Genomic DNA, 18,638 nt, shown 5'->3' on the forward strand with positions numbered 1-18,638 from the left:
ATGGGCAGGTTGAAGGTTGAGTAACATCAACTGGAGGACCGAACCGACTAATGTTGAAAAATTAGCGGATGACTTGTGGCTAGGGGTGAAAGGCCAATCAAACCTGGAGATAGCTGGTTCTCCCCGAAAGCTATTTAGGTAGCGCCTCGGACGAATACTACTGGGGGTAGAGCACTGTTAAGGCTAGGGGGTCATCCCGACTTACCAACCCTTTGCAAACTCCGAATACCAGTAAGTACTATCCGGGAGACACACGGCGGGTGCTAACGTCCGTCGTGGAGAGGGAAACAACCCAGACCGCCAGCTAAGGTCCCAAATTATAGCTAAGTGGGAAACGATGTGGGAAGGCTTAGACAGCTAGGATGTTGGCTTAGAAGCAGCCATCATTTAAAGAAAGCGTAATAGCTCACTAGTCGAGTCGGCCTGCGCGGAAGATGTAACGGGGCTAAGCTATAAACCGAAGCTGCGGCAATACCTTTTAGGTATTGGGTAGGGGAGCGTTCTGTAAGCCGTTGAAGGTGTGTTGTAAAGCATGCTGGAGGTATCAGAAGTGCGAATGCTGACATGAGTAACGATAAAGGGGGTGAAAAACCTCCTCGCCGGAAGACCAAGGGTTCCTGTCCAACGTTAATCGGGGCAGGGTAAGTCGACCCCTAAGGCGAGGCCGAAAGGCGTAGTCGATGGGAAACGGGTTAATATTCCCGTACTTCAACTTATTGCGATGGGGGGACGGAGAAGGCTAGGTGGGCCTGGCGACGGTTGTCCAGGTTCAAGTGCGTAGGCTTGAGAGTTAGGTAAATCCGGCTCTCTTTAAGGCTGAGACACGATGTCGAGCGCCCAAGGGCGTGAAGTCATTGATGCCATGCTTCCAGGAAAAGCCTCTAAGCTTCAGATAAGTTGGAATCGTACCCCAAACCGACACAGGTGGTCGGGTAGAGAATACCAAGGCGCTTGAGAGAACTCGGGTGAAGGAACTAGGCAAAATGGTACCGTAACTTCGGGAGAAGGTACGCTCTTGACGGTGAAGTCCCTTGCGGATGGAGCTATTGAGAGTCGCAGATACCAGGTGGCTGCAACTGTTTATTAAAAACACAGCACTGTGCAAAATCGTAAGATGACGTATACGGTGTGACGCCTGCCCGGTGCCGGAAGGTTAATTGATGGGGTTAGACTTCGGTCGAAGCTCTTGATCGAAGCCCCGGTAAACGGCGGCCGTAACTATAACGGTCCTAAGGTAGCGAAATTCCTTGTCGGGTAAGTTCCGACCTGCACGAATGGCGTAATGATGGCCACGCTGTCTCCACCCGAGACTCAGTGAAATTGAAATCGCTGTGAAGATGCAGTGTACCCGCGGCTAGACGGAAAGACCCCGTGAACCTTTACTACAGCTTGGCACTGAACATTGAGCCTACATGTGTAGGATAGGTGGGAGGCTTTGAAGCAGGTACGCCAGTATCTGTGGAGCCGACCTTGAAATACCACCCTTGTATGTTTGATGTTCTAACTTAGCCCCATTATCTGGGGTGAGGACAGTGCCTGGTGGGTAGTTTGACTGGGGCGGTCTCCTCCCAAAGAGTAACGGAGGAGCACGAAGGTGGGCTAATCACGGTTGGACATCGTGAGGTTAGTGCAATGGCATAAGCCCGCTTGACTGCGAGAATGACAATTCGAGCAGGTGCGAAAGCAGGTCATAGTGATCCGGTGGTTCTGAATGGAAGGGCCATCGCTCAACGGATAAAAGGTACTCCGGGGATAACAGGCTGATACCGCCCAAGAGTTCATATCGACGGCGGTGTTTGGCACCTCGATGTCGGCTCATCACATCCTGGGGCTGAAGTCGGTCCCAAGGGTATGGCTGTTCGCCATTTAAAGTGGTACGCGAGCTGGGTTTAGAACGTCGTGAGACAGTTCGGTCCCTATCTGCCGTGGGCGTTGGAAGATTGAAGGGGGCTGCTCCTAGTACGAGAGGACCGGAGTGGACGAACCTCTGGTGTTCGGGTTGTGATGCCAATCGCATTGCCCGGTAGCTAAGTTCGGAATCGATAACCGCTGAAAGCATCTAAGCGGGAAGCGAGCCCTGAGATGAGTCTTCCCTGGCACTTTAAGTGCCCTTAAGGGTTGTTCGAGACTAGAACGTTGATAGGCAGGGTGTGTAAGCGCTGTGAGGCGTTGAGCTAACCTGTACTAATTGCCCGTGAGGCTTAACCATACAACACCCAAAGGGTTTTGATGGACTCAATGAAAGAACATTGAATGTGTAAGAACTGAAAACAGCTTTCCGAATTAAAGAATTTGCTTGGCGACCATAGCGATTTGGACCCACCTGATTCCATGCCGAACTCAGAAGTGAAACGAATTAGCGCCGATGGTAGTGTGGGGCTTCCCCATGTGAGAGTAGGACATCGCCAGGCTTTAAATTATGGACACTTGCTTAGGCGAGTGATACCACTGCGGAGTGGTAGTTCAGTTGGTTAGAATACCGGCCTGTCACGCCGGGGGTCGCGGGTTCGAGTCCCGTCCACTCCGCCACTTATTAGAAAGCCCAGTCGAAAGACTGGGCTTTTTTACGTTTAACGCTCCCGAAAGTGCTGGCTTCGAAGAGAGAGCAAGGCGAGATTAAAGAATAATGTCTCGCACTTCAGGATCTTTGCGTTCTAGGTAGTGTGTCGATTGAATGCGACGAATGGTGCGGCAACGTCCACGGATTATCTAGCACCCGCTGCTCGTAGTTTTCTCACACGTGCACCTTCCTCCATCAAACTTGATGTCGTTGCTCAATTCGTGTCGGATACTAGCGTAAATAAAGGGCAAGCCTTTGGTCTACGATAGGCTTTCAGTATCGCGTTTACCTTGTGGCCAATAGTCCCTTGTCACTATTCAGTGACCATGCTTTAAACGCTTTCTTAAGGACAAAAAAACTGGCCGTATTGGCCAGTTTTGGTATTGGGCTAATGACCCGCTTTATTCACGGTAGAAACTAGGACTGGATAATACTCAGCGCCTTTTTCGATACTTCCTGCGCTGCCTTGTTGAGGTTTTGTTTCTCCAGTACATCTGCCAAGTATGCATAGTCGGAAACGTTAGAGCGGACAGATAAGGCTTTCTCAAGATGTTGCTGCGCTTCTTGCCACTGTTCGTTTCTCATATGCAATTGCGCTAAAGCGCTGTGTGCTTCGGCGCTATTGGCGTCTTTACGCACCATTTCCTCTAGCAGTAGTTTGCTTGGGTGGGTGTCGGACAATTTCATCTCTGGTAGCAAGGTGATCAGTGTGGAGTTCGGGTGCTTTTTCACTGTTTCTTTAATGACGGTGAAGGCTTCGTGATCGGCGTTGCGCGCAATCAATTGTTTCACAAAACACTCTACTAGATGGGCGTCTTGCTTGAGCTTTCTCGGTAGGCTGTTCCAGTGACCAATTAGGCCTTCACTGCCTTTGTTTTCGGCGACATCAGCCAATAAGCCGCATTGCGCTCTTTGGATCAAGGTTTGTTGATCTTGTTCGCTAATCAAGCCAAGTTTGCCTAGCTGGGGCGTCAGATCAATCAGTGACTGCCACTGTTTCAGTTCTACATAGACTTGCTTAAGTAGGTTAACGATCACCACGTTGTTGGGATGCTGGCCCTTAAGAAGATGTAAGGTTTCCAGTGCGCCAGCGTAGTTGGCCTCTCTCACCTGCTGCTTGGCACGTGTTAGCTCCACCGCTAAGTTAGAACCAGGCTGTTTACCTGCGAGCTCAAGGTAGTGATCGGCCTTTTTGTTGTCTCCGAGACCTATCGCCGCTTCTGAGGCAATAAGGTAACAAACGACAGGCATATCATGATAGTTTGCCCAGCGCGTGACCTTTTTTTCTGCGCTTTTAAAGTCTCCCTCAATCAGTTTAATTAAGCCTTCATTCGTCAATCTGCGAGAGTGGCGCATTTTACGTACGCTAAAGTAATTCCAAGTGGCAGAACTGGCATAGAGCATTTTCTTAACGAGGTACTCAAGAGCAAAGAGGGCGGCCAACGTCGCAATCAAGAAAATCACTAAGGTGGTGACGCTCATTTCAATCGTGGTGTTGGCGATAGAGACTAGGACATAACCTTGTTGCCCCGAGTATTGAGTGCCGACAAACAACCCCGCACCTAAGATGACAAAGAGGAAAATCAGTCTAAACATTATTTCTCCTCCGTAATCAATGTGGTGACTTCGCGGCGTAGGCGATCGCGAATAACGTCAGACAGCACTTCTTGTGTGTCGAGTTTTACCGGGTAATCGACTTGGATGGTTTGTTGGCCTAGCATGCCTAGGGCTTGATTGAACTCACGAACATTGTTGGCATCTTGGTTGAAGAACGCTTGAGACCAGTCACCTGCGGTGGCAAGCGCTGTGGTGTAGATCTCTTGTTGCTCGACATATACCGCTTTGATGGCGGTTTCTAGCTTCGCTTTAATGTTTTCTTTGAGATAGAAATGCTGCTCGGGAGAGAGCAGTGGGATGACATTGCCATCACGAGTTCGGAACGTAATAAAGTTCTCTGAGAACTCTTGTAACGAGGTCATCAGGTTGTCTTTCCAATCTGCCACGTCTTGCGAGACTTGACGAGCTTCCACCGCTTGCGCCTCTGGAAGAATGGCATTGGCGAGCGGTAAGCTATCGACTTGTTGCTGAAGAGCGGTAAGTCTTAGCACCAAGCCTTCTCGATCTACAAGGGGGACCCCTTTGAGTTTGGTGATGTCATTCGCCATGGATTTGCGCAGAGGTACAAGACTTGGGTCATTCAGTGCTGCGATGCGCTGGTCTGCACTTTCCATCAGTTTAGTGGCGCTGACCGCGTCGTGTTCTAAAAACAGTTTTCGTCCAGCGAGCTTGACGAGGTAGTCAGCCTCAGCCAGTAACCAATCATTGGGGCGACGGCCTTTTACGTCTGCCATGGCGATCTGTAAGCTCTCGATGCTTTTTTGCTGCTGCTCTAGAACGGTATCTGCGCGATGGCTAAGCTCAGTGGCCTTCGATAAGATTTGTTGTTGGTTCTGATCCAACTGAGCCTGCATGGCCTGTTTGGCTTGATTGAGCTCTGATTGCAGCGCAGCGATTTGCGCTTGCTGCTGCTGATTCTTCTCTTGGATGTAAAAGGTGAGTCCGCCACCAATCAGCACCGCGATAACGATGGCGATCGTAGCTAGCTTCACGCCGCGTTTGCCTTGTTTTTCTTCAAGCTCTTCACTTTTGGGTTTGCTATCAACTGGCGCTGTGTCGTCCGGGCTTGGCTCTGATGCGGTTTCAGGTGAAGTCACATCTTGAGATTCAGTGTCCACCGCGCTGCTTTCCTCGGTCATCGCTGCTTGGTTTGGCGCGGTTTTGTTTTCTTCGGGTTCAACATGTCCATTGTTTTTTTTACTTGTCATTATGTTTTGTCCTGTTGTTTTGGCTGGAGAGCGGCCAGTAAGTCCGAATTAGAGGCACTAGGGGTCGTGATGACATCGACAAAGCCCCATTGGTGTGCGTCTAGAGCGATACGCTCACTAGGAACGTATAGCGTTAATCCAAATAGCCAGGCTTGATAGCGCTTGCCGATTTGCGAGACAAGGTGTTCAAGCTGACCCGAGCTAGTAACGACTAGCTGATCAATGTGCTTATTTTGCCAGAGTGGGACGAGCAAATCTGAGCACAAAGCAATGTTTTCACGACGATAGACTTCTCGATACTCCACTAAGGCCCCTCGTGCCTGCAAGGTATTGAAAATCAAATCTCGGCCACCGTTTCCGCGTAGGATGACAATACGCCTATTGGTGACGTCATGAAGGGGTTCAAGCGCAAGTAGATGCTCGCTATCGCCCACTTGAGGATAGTCTACGTTTTGTTGCGTTTTTGTGCTTAAGATCTGTGCAGTTTTTTGACCAACGGCAATGTATCGCGCTGAATGTGGCCAGTGTTGCTGATGTTGGCGAAGGGTTTGATCGGTAAAGTGCACCGCATGTTGGCTCACGGCAATAATGAGGTCGGCGCGATGTAACGCATGCGCGATATCGCTAAGTTGTCTCCCCGGGTGAAGCGAGATGAGCGGTTGATGCTCACTCGCGACACCGAGGTGTTGCAATTGATGGCAGAGCGATTGGCCTTGCTGACCTGGCCGGGTCACCAATACTGCCATGGCATTACTCTTGTTCTGCGTATAGCTTAGTTAAAATGGTTTTGGCGCCATTATCGAGCAGTTGATTGGCCAGTGTGACTCCCAGTTGCTCCGCTTCGCTTCGAGGACCGCTGATCTCACCACGAACGATGGTGGATCCATCCGGTTCACCGACTAAGGCTCTAAGCCAGATTTGATCGCCATCCAGCAGTGCATAACTGCCGATAGGAACTTGGCAGCCTCCCTCAAGGGTGAGGTTCATGGCGCGTTCACACAACACGCGGTCGACCGTGTCTGGGTGATTGAGAGGCTCAAGTAACGCGATTAAACGCTCGTCATCAAGGCGACATTCGATGCCGACGGCACCTTGTCCAACGGCGGGTAGGGATTGCTCTGGCTCGATGTAACTCTGAATGCGCTCTTCAAGCTTGAGTCGTTTTAAGCCAGCCGCGGCCAAAATGATCGCATCGTACTCACCTGCATCGAGCTTAGAGAGTCGGGTGCCGACGTTGCCGCGTAGCTCTTTGATCACCAAATCGGGACGATACTCTTTTATCTGACACTGACGACGCAAACTGCATGTACCGACAACTGCGCCTTGTGGTAAATCGTCGATGTTGCTGTACTGATTCGAAACAAAGGCATCGCGTGGATCTTCGCGCTCACAGATGGTGACGAGACCTAAGCCTTGGGGGAACTCCACCGGCACGTCTTTCATTGAGTGCACGGCGAGGTCCGCGCGACCTTCAAGCATCGCCACCTCTAGTTCTTTCACAAACAGCCCTTTTCCGCCGACCTTGGCGAGTGGCGTGTCTAAAATAATGTCGCCTTTCGTGACCATAGTCACCAGCTCGACTTCTAGACCAGGGTGAGCGGCTTGAAGGGCGTCTTTCACATAATGAGCTTGCCAAAGAGCAAGGGGGCTTTTGCGCGTTGCAATACGGATCGGAGTCGTTTGAGTCATGATAGAAACAGATAAACCAAATGATGGCTCCATCGTATCACTCTGAGATAAAAATGCTCAATGCAATATGAGTCCTAAGCGGCAATCCTCAATCCGTAGCAAAAAATCATCAAAAAAGTGTGATTGCAATCTCGTTTATGAGCTGCGCTATTGTTACTCATCACGTATCCGGACCACACTGTAGCGCGTAATAAAAAGAGAACGACTCGTCAGTCAAGAGACACAAAATAGTGTTGAATCGATCGTACAATTCTTTACCAGCCCAAAGAAAAGTGTTAAATTGATCACGTTTTGATAGTGCTTCAGAATAATTATTAAACACAGCACGCTGTAGATAATTAACCAAGGAACATCCCTTGCTGGCTTACACCCAATCGCTAATCCATAGACTTGATGATCTCAATCAGCAACGCATTGAACGTGCGTTAGCGCTTATGGATGCGCAGGCCCAGCATGTTTTCCATCTGATTCCTACTCTTCTGCACTACAACCATCCTTTAATTCCCGGCTACTACGCATCCAAAGTCCCCTACGGTATTCGCAATTTTGAATTGAGTGAACCTCAAAGTCAGTTTGTGTCGGACACCGAGCTGACGATCGGTCAACCGCTCGTCACCGCAGACAACCCAATGATTTTGGGTCTGTATACTATGGGGAGCACCTCTTCAATTGGCCAGAGTACCTCCAGTGATTTAGACATTTGGGTGTGCGTGTCCTCGAAGATGAGTGCTGACGAACGAGACAGCTTGACCAACAAATGTCTCTTGATCACCGAGTGGGCGCTGAGCCGTGGCGTTGAAGCCAACTTTTTCTTGATGGACGAAAGCCGTTTTCGCAGCAATAAGTGTGAAGAGATGACCGGGGATAACTGCGGGTCATCGCAGCACCTGTTGTTACTCGATGAGTTTTATCGCAGTGCGGTACGTTTAGCTGGCCAAAGGCTGCTGTGGCAAATCGTGCCACCAGAAATGGAAGAGTGTTACGACGAGTACGTGACGCATCTCTGTAGCCAGAATGTGATTAACTGCTCGGAGTGGATTGATTTTGGTAAATTGAACCGTATCCCGGCAGAAGAGTACTTTGGCTCAAACCTATGGCAACTCTATAAGAGCATCGATTCGCCCTACAAATCGGTATTGAAAGCGATTTTGCTTGAGGCGTACTCGTGGGAGTATCCGCACACCCAGTTGTTGAGCCTTGATACTAAACGCCGTTTTTTCGCGCACAAGCCCGATCTCTATGGGATGGACGCGTACTATTTGATGCTTGAGAAAGTGACGCGCTATTTAGAGCGTATCGGTGATCACACCCGCTTGGATTTGGTGCGTCGTTGTTTCTATCTCAAAACCCATGAAAAACTCTCTCGCCAGCCTGGCGCAGGTTCGGTGGCTTGGCGCCGTGAAGCGCTGTCTGACATGATCCAAAAATGGGACTGGTCACCGAGCGTGATCGCTGAATTGGATGATCGCCGCAACTGGAAAGTCGAGCAAGTGAAAGTGGTACACCACGCCTTGTTAGATGCTTTGATGCAGAGTTACCGAAACCTGATCCAATTTGCACGTCGTAACGACATCACCTCCGCGATTAGCCCACAAGATATCAGTATCTTGGCGCGCAAGTTGTACGCTGCGTTTGAGGTGTTGCCGGGTAAGGTGACGCTGCTGAATCCGCAAATTTCTCCGGATCTGCATGAACCTGATTTGAGCTTTATTGAGGTACGTCCGGGCAGAACGAACAAAGCGGGATGGTACTTGTATAAACAGCCGTTAGAGGCAGAGAAAATCATCGGTCGTGCGCCACTTGAGCACAACGAATACTTGAGTAAACTGGTGGCTTGGTCCTTCTTTAACGGTTTGATCACGGAATCCACCCGTTTGCACTCTGTGATTCGTGATGCCGAGTTGGACATCGATAAGTTCTACCAAATGGTCAGCGATCTACGCAATACCTTCTCACTGCGCAAGCGTCGCCCTACGATGCAGGCGTTGGCGAGTCCGTGTGAGATCAGCCAGTTGGCCATGTTCATCAACTTTGAAAGTGACCCGACCTCAGAGCTGAGCGGCCGTGCGCTGAAGTTGGATCAAAAGAGCACAGACATCTTTAGCTTTGGCCCTGACCAAACCTGTCTTGTGGGTAGCGTGGACTTGGTCTATCGCAACTCATGGCATGAAGTGCGTACCTTGCACTTCAAAGGGGAGACCGCTATGTTGGATGCGCTCAAAACGGTACTTGGTAAGATGCACCAAGATGCGTTGCCACCGGAGTCGGTGGATGTGTTCTGCTACAGCAAGAACTTGCGCGGTGTGATGCGCAACATGGTCTACCAGTTATTGGCCGAATGCATTGATTTGCGTTTGAAGCCGGTTGAGCAAGAAAAACGTCGTCGTTTCAAAGCGCTTAAGATTGGTCAACAGACCTATGGTTTGTTTTTTGAACGCCGTGGGGTGTCGGTGCAAATGCTGGAAAACTCAGTCGATTTCTATCGCAGCATTTCAACCAACAAACTGAAAGGCTCGCCCTTGTTGATGCTCGATAAAGAGCAAGATTATCAAATGCCAGAGGTCATTGATGGTTTTGCCAGTGAAGGTTTGATTCAGTTCTTCTTTGAAGACACAGACAAAGGTTTCAACATCTATGTGCTGGATGAGTCAAACCAAGTTGAGGTGTATCACCAATTTAGCGGTGAAAAAGATGAGATGATCGCGAGCGTCAATGGTTTCTACTCGTCCGTCAAAACCGAAAGCGAATTGGCGTCTAAATTCATTAACTTCAATTTGCCGCAGTATTATCAAATCGTGCATCCCGAAGAGGGCGACTCTTACATCGTCCCTTATCGCAATGATGGCTCAAACTACTCCAAGCCAAGCCGAGTTGTGAACGCTTGAACCCGCAAAGTAAAGAGATAAAAAAAGAGCACCGCGTGCTCTTTTTTTGATTCTGAATGGGGTTAAGCCCAGTCAATCTCTTCATTGGCGTGCTTTTCACACTCTTCTTTGACCATGGCGATCAACTCTTTGCCTGTTTTTGAACAGATCCATTGCTGCTCGACCAAGGAGAAATGGAAACCACCGGATTTCGATGCGAGCCAGATTTCTTTCATCGGCTCTTGTCGGTTAATGATGATCTGGCTGCGATCGTCAAATTCCAGTGTCATCACGTTACCTGTGACCTCGTAGTCGATGTCCGCGCCTGAGTCATCAATCATTTCTTCAATGATTTGCATTTGAACATCCACCAACTGATGAAATTCAGTCTCGTTCATCCTATCTATCCTATTGCTTTTCTTGGTTGTGGTGCGATTATAGGGGGCATTGAACAAATAATCACGATAGAACCCATGAAAAAATCAATCCTTGCTCTGTTTCTTCTTTCAGTGTTAGGTCTGGCAGGATGTGGTCAGACGGGCGGTTTGTACATGCCAGAAGAGACGCAAACGAACGAGCAATCCTCCTAATCTCCACGCGTCCATCGCCATTAACGGTGTTCATCGCAATTAAAACGACTATTTAAGGGAAAGTACTTTGGATTACTTCAATTATCAGGACGATGGCCAGCTCTGGGCCGAAAACGTACCGCTTAGTGATGTGGCTGAGCAGTTTGGTACGCCACTTTATGTCTACTCTCGAGCGACGTTAGAGCGCCATTGGAATGCCTTCGACAAATCGGTGGGTGAGCACCCTCATTTGGTGTGTTACGCCGTGAAAGCGAACTCCAACCTTGGGGTATTGAATACGTTGGCGCGTCTAGGGTCGGGCTTTGATATTGTTTCTGGTGGAGAGTTGGAGCGCGTGATTGCTGCCGGTGGCGATCCGAGCAAGGTGGTCTTTTCTGGTGTGGGCAAAACGGCACAAGAGATGAAACGCGCACTTGAGCTTGGCATTAAGTGTTTTAACGTTGAGTCTGAGCCGGAACTTGAGCGCTTGAACCAAGTCGCGGTAGAGATGGGGGTGAAAGCGCCTATTTCACTGCGCATTAACCCGGATGTGGATGCGAATACCCACCCTTACATTTCAACAGGTCTGCGTGACAACAAGTTTGGTATTGCGTTTGAACGCGCCCCGGATGTCTACAAGTTTGCGCAAAGCTTGAGCAACCTGGAGATCAAAGGTATCGATTGTCACATTGGTTCACAGCTGACACACATCGACCCATTTATCGACGCGACCGATCGCCTGCTGGCATTGATCGATGACTTAAAAGCGCAAGGTATCAACATTGCGCACCTCGATGTCGGTGGTGGTTTAGGGGTCGTCTACCGTGATGAATTACCACCGCAGCCTTCGGAGTACGCCAAAGCGCTACTGGGCCGCTTGGACAATCATCAAGATTTGGAGCTGATTTTTGAGCCAGGTCGTGCGATTGCCGCGAACGCGGGTGTCTTGCTCACCAAGGTCGAGTTTTTGAAGCACACGGAGCACAAAAACTTTGCCATTATCGATGCGGCGATGAACGATTTGATGCGCCCTGCGCTATACCAAGCGTGGCAAAACATCGTTCCAGTGAAACCTCGCGAAGGGGAAGCGGTGACCTACGATTTGGTCGGACCTATCTGTGAAACCGGTGATTTCTTAGGTAAAGATCGCGCCTTGGTGCTGAAAGAGAACGACCTGCTTGCGGTGCGTTCTGCCGGTGCATATGGCTTTGTGATGTCATCCAACTACAACACTCGCGCTCGTGTGGCGGAAGTGATGGTTGATGGTGATAAGCTGCATTTGGTTCGCCAGCGTGAAGAGCTGTCCAGTTTGTGGGCGCTAGAAAATATTCTTCCGGAGTAATGAAAGGGTTATGCATTTTCACTTTTCCAAGATGCACGGTTTAGGCAACGACTTTATGGTCGTTGACTGTATTACCCAAAACATCTTTTTCTCACCGGATCTGATCCGCCGTTTGGCGGATCGACATACTGGCGTGGGCTTTGACCAACTGTTGGTGGTGGAAGCGCCGTACGATCCGGAAACCGATTTTCACTACCGAATTTTCAATGCCGATGGCAGTGAGGTTGAGCAATGCGGTAACGGCGCTCGTTGCTTTGCGCGTTTTGTCCGCATGAAAGGTTTGACCAACAAGTACAGCATCAGTGTCAGCACCAAGAAAGGTAAGATGGTCCTTAATATTGAAGAGGACGATCAAGTGACGGTCAACATGGGCGTGCCAGAGTTTGAGCCGAGCAAGATCCCTTTTAAAGCCAAGCAAACCGAGAAAACGTACATCTTACGCGCCGCAGATAAAACGCTATTTTGTGGAGCGGTGAGCATGGGTAACCCTCATGTTGTGACGGTTGTCGATGACGTTCAAACTGCAGATGTGGATAATCTAGGTCCGCTGCTGGAGTCGCACGAGCGCTTTCCTGAACGCGTGAATGCTGGCTTTATGCAAGTGGTTAACCGCCAAGCGATCAACCTACGTGTGTACGAGCGTGGCGCTGGGGAAACGCAGGCGTGCGGCAGTGGCGCATGTGGCGCGGTGGCCGTCGGTATCGTCCAAGACTTATTGGATGAGAATGTCAAAGTCTCTCTGCCCGGTGGCGAGCTCAACATTCGCTGGAAGGGGCCAGGTAAACCGCTTTACATGACAGGCACAGCCACACATGTGTTTGATGGCCAGCTGAGCTGCTAGCTCAATCCACACCTCGATAGATAACAAGTAAAGGGATGAATTGTGTCTCAAATTGAAGTGGACGCACTGACCGCGGAAGTGGTTGCCGAGTACCTCAGTGACAACCCGGATTTTTTCGCCCAGCGTCAAGCGCTGGTGGACAGATTGGCTTTGCCTCACCAAGAGCAAGGCGCTGTCTCTCTCGTCCACGTTCAGCTGAACCGCCAACGTCAGCGTATTGAAGAGCTTGAAGAAGAGATCACGACATTGATGTCGCTGGCGAAAAATAACGATCGTACTTTCCATGAATTTATGGAGCTGCAAGAGCATATTCTGCGCAGCGATAGCTTAAGCTCGGTGCTCAAATCGATCGAAGACATGGCGATATCTCTGGGCTTAGTGGCGTATATTCGCTTGGTTGGTGTGCAGGGCGGACAAGATAAGTATCGCCTGAGCAAAGAGAGCTATCAACGCTTTGCCACCAACCACCTGAATGGTAAGAGTGCCTATCTTGGCCGTATGCGTTCGTGCGATCGTGAACTCTTGTTTGGGCCGCATAGCCCAGCGCCGGAAATGGGATCTTACGTGGTGATGCCACTGAATAAGACCTCGCTCCAAGGTATCTTGGCCTTTTCCAGCTCCGACGGTGGCCATTTTCAGCCACACATGGATACTCTCTTTTTGCGCCATCTGGCGCTCGTCCTTTCTCACCTGATTGATACCCTGCCTTGGCAGGCGCAAGATAATGAGCGACGCTCCACCACCTCTGCCTAATGGTTTGCAGCAGCCCTTACTACGCTTCTACGATTATTTAAGAAGTGAAAAAGGGCTGAGTTTGCATACTCAACGCAACTACAAACAGCAACTGGAAACCATGGCTGCGCACCTAGCGAGTTTGGGTATAAAAAAGTGGACCCAAGTGGACGCGGGTTGGGTTAGACAGGTGGCCGGTAAAGCAATGCGTGAAGGGATGAAAGGAAGCAGTATTGCGACACGTCTTTCTTGTTTGCGTAGCTTTTTTGACTTTTTAGTGCTGAGAGGTGATCTTGCGGCGAATCCAGCCAAAGGCGTCTCTGCGCCGCGCAAACAGCGGCCACTGCCTAAGAACCTTGATGTCGATGAAGTGGGGCAGCTGCTTGAAGTCAATGAAGATGATCCGTTGGCGATACGCGATCGCGCCATGATGGAGCTGATGTATGGTGCTGGCTTACGTTTGGCTGAAATGATCGCCGTGAATGTCAAAGACGTGGGTCTTTCGGACGGTGAAATTCGCGTCGTCGGTAAGGGAGACAAAGAGCGCAAAGTGCCGTTTTCGGGTATGGCTGCCGACTGGGTGGCGAAATGGCTCAAAGTGCGCGGACATTTAGCGCATCCCGATGAACCAGGGTTATTTGTCTCTAAGCTGGGTGGTCGAATTTCTCATCGCAGCGTACAAAAACGCATGGCGGAGTGGGGGCAGAAGCAGGCCATTGCCAGTCATGTCAGTCCGCATAAATTGCGTCACTCGTTTGCGACGCATGTGCTGGAGTCGAGCAACAATTTGCGTGCCGTGCAGGAGCTCTTGGGACACGAAAACATTTCCACCACCCAAATCTATACGCACCTCGATTTTCAGCACTTGGCGCAGGTCTATGACCAAGCGCACCCAAGAGCGCGAAAAAAGGGCAGGTCGAAAAAAGAGGAGGATGAGTGAAATTTTATCGCCAGCTCAAACCCATCAAGGCAATGACGTTCGATCTTGATGACACCCTGTATGATAATTGGCCGATCATTCGTACCTTAGAAGCGCGTATGGTCGAGTGGCTACACCATCACCACCCTGTCAGCGCGACGGTGCCACTGAGCTGGTGGCAGAGCCACAAGCGACGCTTGGCCGAGCGCGATCCTTGGTTGCCTAATGATGTCACCAAGTGGCGCTTTCAACAGATAGAGAGTGGCTTGGTGAGACTAGGTTATGACGAGCAACAAGCGCACAGCGCTGCTTCGAGCGCGATTGAGGAAGTGCTGAGACTGCGCAGTGACTTTAGTGTGCCAGAAGAGACCCATCGTGTGTTAACTCGGCTAGCAGCGCAGATGCCGCTGGTGGCCATCACCAATGGTAACGTTGATGTCGAACGAATCGGTTTAGCGGCGTATTTCACCCTGACGCTCAAAGCGGGGCCGGATGGCTACGCAAAACCGCATGGCGAAATGTTTAGCAAAGCGGCGCAGCATCTGGCGCTGGATGCCGGTAGCATTCTTCATGTAGGCGATCATCTCAATACCGATGTGCAAGGGGCAAAAGCCAGTGGTTTTCAAGCGTGCTGGTTTAATGATACCGCTATCAGCCCAAGGCAGGCTCGACACGCGCGGGTGCTGCCTGATGTAGAAATTAACCAATTGTCGGATTTGCTGTTACTGACCGATTAGTGTCACATGGTGTTTCAGTGCTCAAGTGCGCAGTGCATGGCCACTTTTATCCGCTTGAAAGGCCGCTAAGTAGTAACTGAAAAACTCTCTCATGCGCGTTGCCTCTTGGGGGGCGCCTAACGCGTGCACGATCTCAGCGCCCACCTCATAGGTGCACAGGTGCCCTTCCGATTGATTGCGTCGCAAGTCGTAGAGAGAAGCGGCTTGAGGCGAGAGCTGCACACAAGGCAGTGAAGCGAGCCACGCACTCTTATTGAACATTTTGCGCGCTTCTTGCCACGTGCCATCCAACACAATAAACAGCGGCGTTGCACCGTGTATATCAGCGTCGGCGCTCGCTTGCTGAGGCGTTAGGCTTTGCTCACCTGGGTAAAGCAAGAATGGCCGATAGCGTAGGTTTTGCATCAGCGTTAGCAAGGTATCGCAAGGCGAGGTTCGTTGCCACGTATGCACGCTACACGTTGACAGAGTGTGACTGAGCAGCCCTCCGGTATTGGTATCGCGCTGCTGCTCGTTTGGGTGCGTCAGCAGGGCAATGTGGGCGTTCAATTCAACGTGTGGTTGACGAACGCACACACATTGATGTCGCAGTTTACATCGCGGGCAAGGGGCGCTACTCATTTTAGTATTAGCCCTTCTTGATGCGGCGTGACCCCATCGGAGAAAAGCTGCACTGGGCTGAGCTCATCGTAATTGGCGACAGGTTCAACGCTGGGGTTAAGCGGGTAGTTGATGCCATTGTGACGCAACACGTGTTGATTAGGCACGGCGCCGCCGCCACTGACGAACATCACCAAATCTTGCCATTGACCATGGGCCTGAGTGCCGAGGTTAAATGGGGTTTGCACTAAGGTGATTTTACTGTTGAATCGCCACGTTTGTTGGTGCTGTTCAAAAATCAGCAGTGTACAGCCGCCAGAGCCACACCAGTCCAGTTGTGCCAGAAGTTCCGGTTGACCATCACCATTGAGATCATAGGTCAGCCAGCGGTATTTTGTCCCGTTTGGATCGGTATTGTGCATGGCGAAATAGTCGCGAAGTGCTTTATCGACCTGTGCATCAAACTTGGCTGAAGAAGGAATGTCATCGCCTTGCGGTAGGCGGGTGAGGCTAGAGGCCGCCGCAGCAGACTGCGCGCCTGTTTGCGTCAAGGCCACCTTAGCTTTGTATAACGTTAGCCCACCATCATTAATGGCATAAATCACGTCGCCAACGCGCTCTTTCTTCGCATTCAACTGATGACCATCACGAGTAAAGATACGCTCTGAGAGTAACGGTTGCTGCTGAAGATGAGTCATCACCACTTGCACCTGATCAGGATTAATCTGCTGCCAAAAGCCGTGTTCCACCGAATCGCCATCGCCATTGTTATAGGCGTAGGTCGTCATGGCGGTATGGTCAGGGTTGAGTGCCATGGTCACGGTGAAGTGCTGTGCTTTGGTCGAGGCCGCGTGATAGTCATCGACCCAGTGTTGGGTGTTGTCTTGGTTAGCAAGCGTGGCGCAGCCTTGATACTGCTTATCACCGATCGTTAGGGTGGAGGTCCAACCATACAGGCTGTCACTCATGCCATCGACGCAACTGCGTTGATTGAGTTCGAGTGAGCCATCTTGCCAACTGTAACGGCGACGGGTTTGTTCAAGACGCTTGCGCTCGACGGTGAAGGACTGCGCTTCAAACCCCATACGCTGAAAGACCAATTGGTCTGACTCAAAATGGGCAGACCAAGACGGCTCATTACCAAACGCCCGGGTCGGTTTTAGCGCTTGTTGACAGCGTTTAGGATTTTCAGCGCTAAGAAGGTTAATGCTCTCAACCACAAACTTGGCGGCGTAATTGGCCGCAAACCCTTGTTGCCCTGTGGGCTCTAGGTGACCGACGATTTCACCATACAAAGGGCTGTACGGTGAGCGCACCAGTTTCATGCCTTGGGCAAATCGGTCATTGGAGAGATCCAGCCAGTACTGCTGATTGCTGCCGCAAGGGGTGAGGCTGCGTACTTCGTGGCCGAGCACCACTTCACCGCGTAGCATGAAGGTTTGGGTAGGCGTGGGCGTTTCGCTATCGAGCGTTACATGCGCAGGTTGTACACTGCTGGGTGATGGCTGAGAACTGCACGCTTGTAACAACAATATGATGGACAGAGCGACTGGGTTTCGAAGCGCCTTCATGCTATATCTTCCTTAGCGTAAACGTAATGGATTTTATTATGGCATATTGGTTATTTAAAACTGAACCAGACACCTTCTCTATTGACACTCTTCGTACACAAAAGGTGTCGTGTTGGGAAGGTGTTCGCAATTATCAAGCGCGAAATATGATGCGTGATGAGGTGAAGCTGGGCGATTTGGTGATGATTTACCACAGCTCGTGTAAGAAAGTCGGCGTTGCGGGGATTGCGAAGGTCGTCAAAGAGGCGTACCCCGATCACTTTGCTCACGACCCACAAAGCGACTATTTTGATGCGAAATCGAGCCCAGACAATCCGCGCTGGTTTATGGTCGATATTGAATTTGTGCGCAAAACCGATCGCTTAATTTCGCTTGCGACGATGAAAGCCATGCCTGAGCTGGAAGCGATGCCCCTAGTGAAAAAGGGCAATCGCTTGTCGATCATGCCGGTCACGGAATCTCAATGGCAGGCTATTTTAGCCCGAGAGTCTCGGGCTGACGGGAGCGCTTAAAACAGGTGGTCGTGCAAGTAATGCGCGACGGCATCGTCTGCGTTGCTGCCGATCACTTCGTTATTGGGCAGCGCGTTTTTCACTTTCTGGTGAGAGGTCGCCATGACCAATCCCTTGCCTGCCATCGAGAGCATTTCCACATCGTTCATGCCATCACCGAAGGCGATGCAGTTGTCGAGTGTCAGGTTAAGCGACTCGGCCACGACTTTCAGCGCTTCGCCTTTTGACACGTCTGCTGCCATCACTTCCAGACACCAAGGAGTGGAGAAAGCAATACTTAAGCTATCGCCAAATTTGGCGCGAAGTTGGGTTTCAAACTCCACCAAACGGTCATGATCTTTGTCTGGGTGGGTGCAGAAAATTTTTGCAATGCCCTCGGTTGGCGCGGCATTGGCGCTAAAACGTTGATAACGAAAGCCGGATTCACTGTGGAACTTGGCCAACTCTTCGTCGTCGCGATCAAGCAACCACTCCTCATTACGGTACATGTGGATAAAGAGGTTGGGATCTTGCTTGATCACATCGATCACCGCTTGCACCTGATCACTGGGAATATTTTTGCTGTACATCAACTGATCATGCTGATCGTGAACACGCGCGCCATTTGAGGTGATCATGTACGCTGGGATGCCAGCAATTTCACGAATGCCCGCGACATCAACATGGTGGCGTCCGGTGGCGAAGATAAAGGTGTAACCTTTGGCGTGCAGGTCCTTCAATGTTTGTTTGGAGAACGCGCTCAGCTGGTGGTTGGGTGCCAGTAGCGTGCCATCGAGATCGGAAGCGACAATGCGAAAAGGCGTGTCGGTACGTGTGTCGGTCATATCACCCTCTTAATGATTGGTTGCCGTGTGCCATATAGGAGGGCCAACATGTT

At 50.6% G+C, this 18,638-nt stretch carries 16 protein-coding genes, 1 tRNA gene and 2 rRNA genes; 11 read left to right on the forward strand and 8 right to left on the reverse strand.

From position 1 onward, the window contains the following. The 3 genes from AC6R1A_RS18080 to AC6R1A_RS18090 form a co-directional block, all read left to right on the forward strand. Positions 1 to 2,209, forward strand: a 23S ribosomal RNA gene (locus AC6R1A_RS18080); the annotation flags it as partial. Positions 2,210 to 2,295: 86 nt separating this feature from the next. Beyond that, positions 2,296 to 2,411 (forward strand): 5S ribosomal RNA (gene rrf / locus AC6R1A_RS18085). A gap of 41 nt (positions 2,412 to 2,452) precedes the next feature. Continuing rightward, positions 2,453 to 2,529 (forward strand) — tRNA-Asp (locus tag AC6R1A_RS18090). 448 nt (positions 2,530 to 2,977) lie between these two features. Here the strand turns inward: AC6R1A_RS18090 and AC6R1A_RS18095 are convergent. From AC6R1A_RS18095 to hemC, 4 genes are read right to left on the reverse strand one after another with little or no spacing between them, the layout of a single operon-like run. Then, positions 2,978 to 4,156 (reverse strand): heme biosynthesis protein HemY, encoded by a 1,179-nt coding sequence (locus tag AC6R1A_RS18095; RefSeq protein WP_500633498.1) that lies wholly within the window; start codon positions 4,154 to 4,156, stop codon positions 2,978 to 2,980. After that, positions 4,156 to 5,385: a uroporphyrinogen-III C-methyltransferase gene (locus AC6R1A_RS18100; RefSeq protein ID WP_500633497.1), complete on the reverse strand. Its 1,230-nt coding sequence runs from the start codon at positions 5,383 to 5,385 to the stop codon at positions 4,156 to 4,158. Before AC6R1A_RS18100 ends, AC6R1A_RS18095 begins: the two co-directional genes overlap by 1 nt. Further along, positions 5,385 to 6,131 (reverse strand): uroporphyrinogen-III synthase, encoded by a 747-nt coding sequence (locus AC6R1A_RS18105; protein ID WP_500633496.1) that lies wholly within the window; start codon positions 6,129 to 6,131, stop codon positions 5,385 to 5,387. Before AC6R1A_RS18105 ends, AC6R1A_RS18100 begins: the two co-directional genes overlap by 1 nt. Positions 6,132 to 6,135: 4 nt before the next feature. After that, positions 6,136 to 7,074: a hydroxymethylbilane synthase gene (gene hemC, locus AC6R1A_RS18110; RefSeq protein WP_334555620.1), complete on the reverse strand. Its 939-nt coding sequence runs from the start codon at positions 7,072 to 7,074 to the stop codon at positions 6,136 to 6,138. 356 nt (positions 7,075 to 7,430) lie between these two features. On the opposite strand from hemC, the gene AC6R1A_RS18115 reads away from it, so the two are divergent. Further along, on the forward strand, positions 7,431 to 9,959 hold the full coding sequence (locus tag AC6R1A_RS18115; RefSeq protein WP_500633495.1) for a class I adenylate cyclase: 2,529 nt from the start codon (positions 7,431 to 7,433) through the stop codon (positions 9,957 to 9,959). A gap of 62 nt (positions 9,960 to 10,021) precedes the next feature. Here AC6R1A_RS18115 and cyaY read toward each other — a convergent pair whose 3' ends face one another. Beyond that, complete coding sequence (gene cyaY / locus AC6R1A_RS18120; RefSeq protein WP_500633494.1) at positions 10,022 to 10,336, reverse strand: iron donor protein CyaY; 315 nt, start codon at positions 10,334 to 10,336, stop codon at positions 10,022 to 10,024. A 75-nt stretch (positions 10,337 to 10,411) separates the two neighbouring features. Between cyaY and lptM the strand changes: the two genes are divergently transcribed. The 6 genes from lptM to yigB all read left to right on the forward strand — a co-directional run bounded on the left by lptM (position 10,412) and on the right by yigB (position 15,078). Continuing rightward, positions 10,412 to 10,528: an LPS translocon maturation chaperone LptM gene (lptM, locus tag AC6R1A_RS18125; protein ID WP_420378243.1), complete on the forward strand. Its 117-nt coding sequence runs from the start codon at positions 10,412 to 10,414 to the stop codon at positions 10,526 to 10,528. Positions 10,529 to 10,595: 67 nt separating this feature from the next. Next, complete coding sequence (lysA, locus tag AC6R1A_RS18130) at positions 10,596 to 11,849, forward strand: diaminopimelate decarboxylase (protein ID WP_500633493.1); 1,254 nt, start codon at positions 10,596 to 10,598, stop codon at positions 11,847 to 11,849. A gap of 10 nt (positions 11,850 to 11,859) precedes the next feature. Continuing rightward, a complete protein-coding gene (gene dapF, locus AC6R1A_RS18135) occupies positions 11,860 to 12,690 on the forward strand; it encodes a diaminopimelate epimerase (protein WP_500633492.1) in 831 nt (276 codons plus the stop codon). Between the two features lie 42 nt (positions 12,691 to 12,732). Then, positions 12,733 to 13,443: a DUF484 family protein gene (locus AC6R1A_RS18140; RefSeq protein WP_500633491.1), complete on the forward strand. Its 711-nt coding sequence runs from the start codon at positions 12,733 to 12,735 to the stop codon at positions 13,441 to 13,443. Continuing rightward, complete coding sequence (gene xerC, locus AC6R1A_RS18145) at positions 13,415 to 14,362, forward strand: tyrosine recombinase XerC (RefSeq protein WP_500633490.1); 948 nt, start codon at positions 13,415 to 13,417, stop codon at positions 14,360 to 14,362. The genes AC6R1A_RS18140 and xerC overlap by 29 nt, the downstream gene beginning before the upstream one ends. Continuing rightward, positions 14,359 to 15,078, forward strand: a complete 720-nt coding sequence (gene yigB / locus AC6R1A_RS18150; RefSeq protein ID WP_500633489.1) for a 5-amino-6-(5-phospho-D-ribitylamino)uracil phosphatase YigB — start codon at positions 14,359 to 14,361, stop codon at positions 15,076 to 15,078. Before xerC ends, yigB begins: the two co-directional genes overlap by 4 nt. A gap of 21 nt (positions 15,079 to 15,099) precedes the next feature. Here yigB and AC6R1A_RS18155 read toward each other — a convergent pair whose 3' ends face one another. Together AC6R1A_RS18155 and AC6R1A_RS18160 are read right to left on the reverse strand one after the other, a co-directional pair. Continuing rightward, on the reverse strand, positions 15,100 to 15,699 hold the full coding sequence (locus AC6R1A_RS18155) for a tRNA-uridine aminocarboxypropyltransferase (protein WP_500633488.1): 600 nt from the start codon (positions 15,697 to 15,699) through the stop codon (positions 15,100 to 15,102). Next, on the reverse strand, positions 15,696 to 17,249 hold the full coding sequence (locus tag AC6R1A_RS18160) for a COG3650 family protein (RefSeq protein ID WP_500633487.1): 1,554 nt from the start codon (positions 17,247 to 17,249) through the stop codon (positions 15,696 to 15,698). Before AC6R1A_RS18160 ends, AC6R1A_RS18155 begins: the two co-directional genes overlap by 4 nt. A 38-nt stretch (positions 17,250 to 17,287) precedes the next feature. Here AC6R1A_RS18160 and AC6R1A_RS18165 point away from each other — a divergent pair, with 38 nt between their 5' ends. Further along, complete coding sequence (locus tag AC6R1A_RS18165) at positions 17,288 to 17,761, forward strand: EVE domain-containing protein (RefSeq protein WP_500628065.1); 474 nt, start codon at positions 17,288 to 17,290, stop codon at positions 17,759 to 17,761. Here AC6R1A_RS18165 and AC6R1A_RS18170 read toward each other — a convergent pair. Further along, positions 17,758 to 18,585 (reverse strand): Cof-type HAD-IIB family hydrolase, encoded by an 828-nt coding sequence (locus AC6R1A_RS18170; protein WP_500633486.1) that lies wholly within the window; start codon positions 18,583 to 18,585, stop codon positions 17,758 to 17,760. The genes AC6R1A_RS18165 and AC6R1A_RS18170 overlap by 4 nt on opposite strands. Between the last annotated feature and the right edge of the window lie 53 nt (positions 18,586 to 18,638).

The organism is Vibrio sp. R10-SG3-ISO3 (assembly GCF_059834225.1).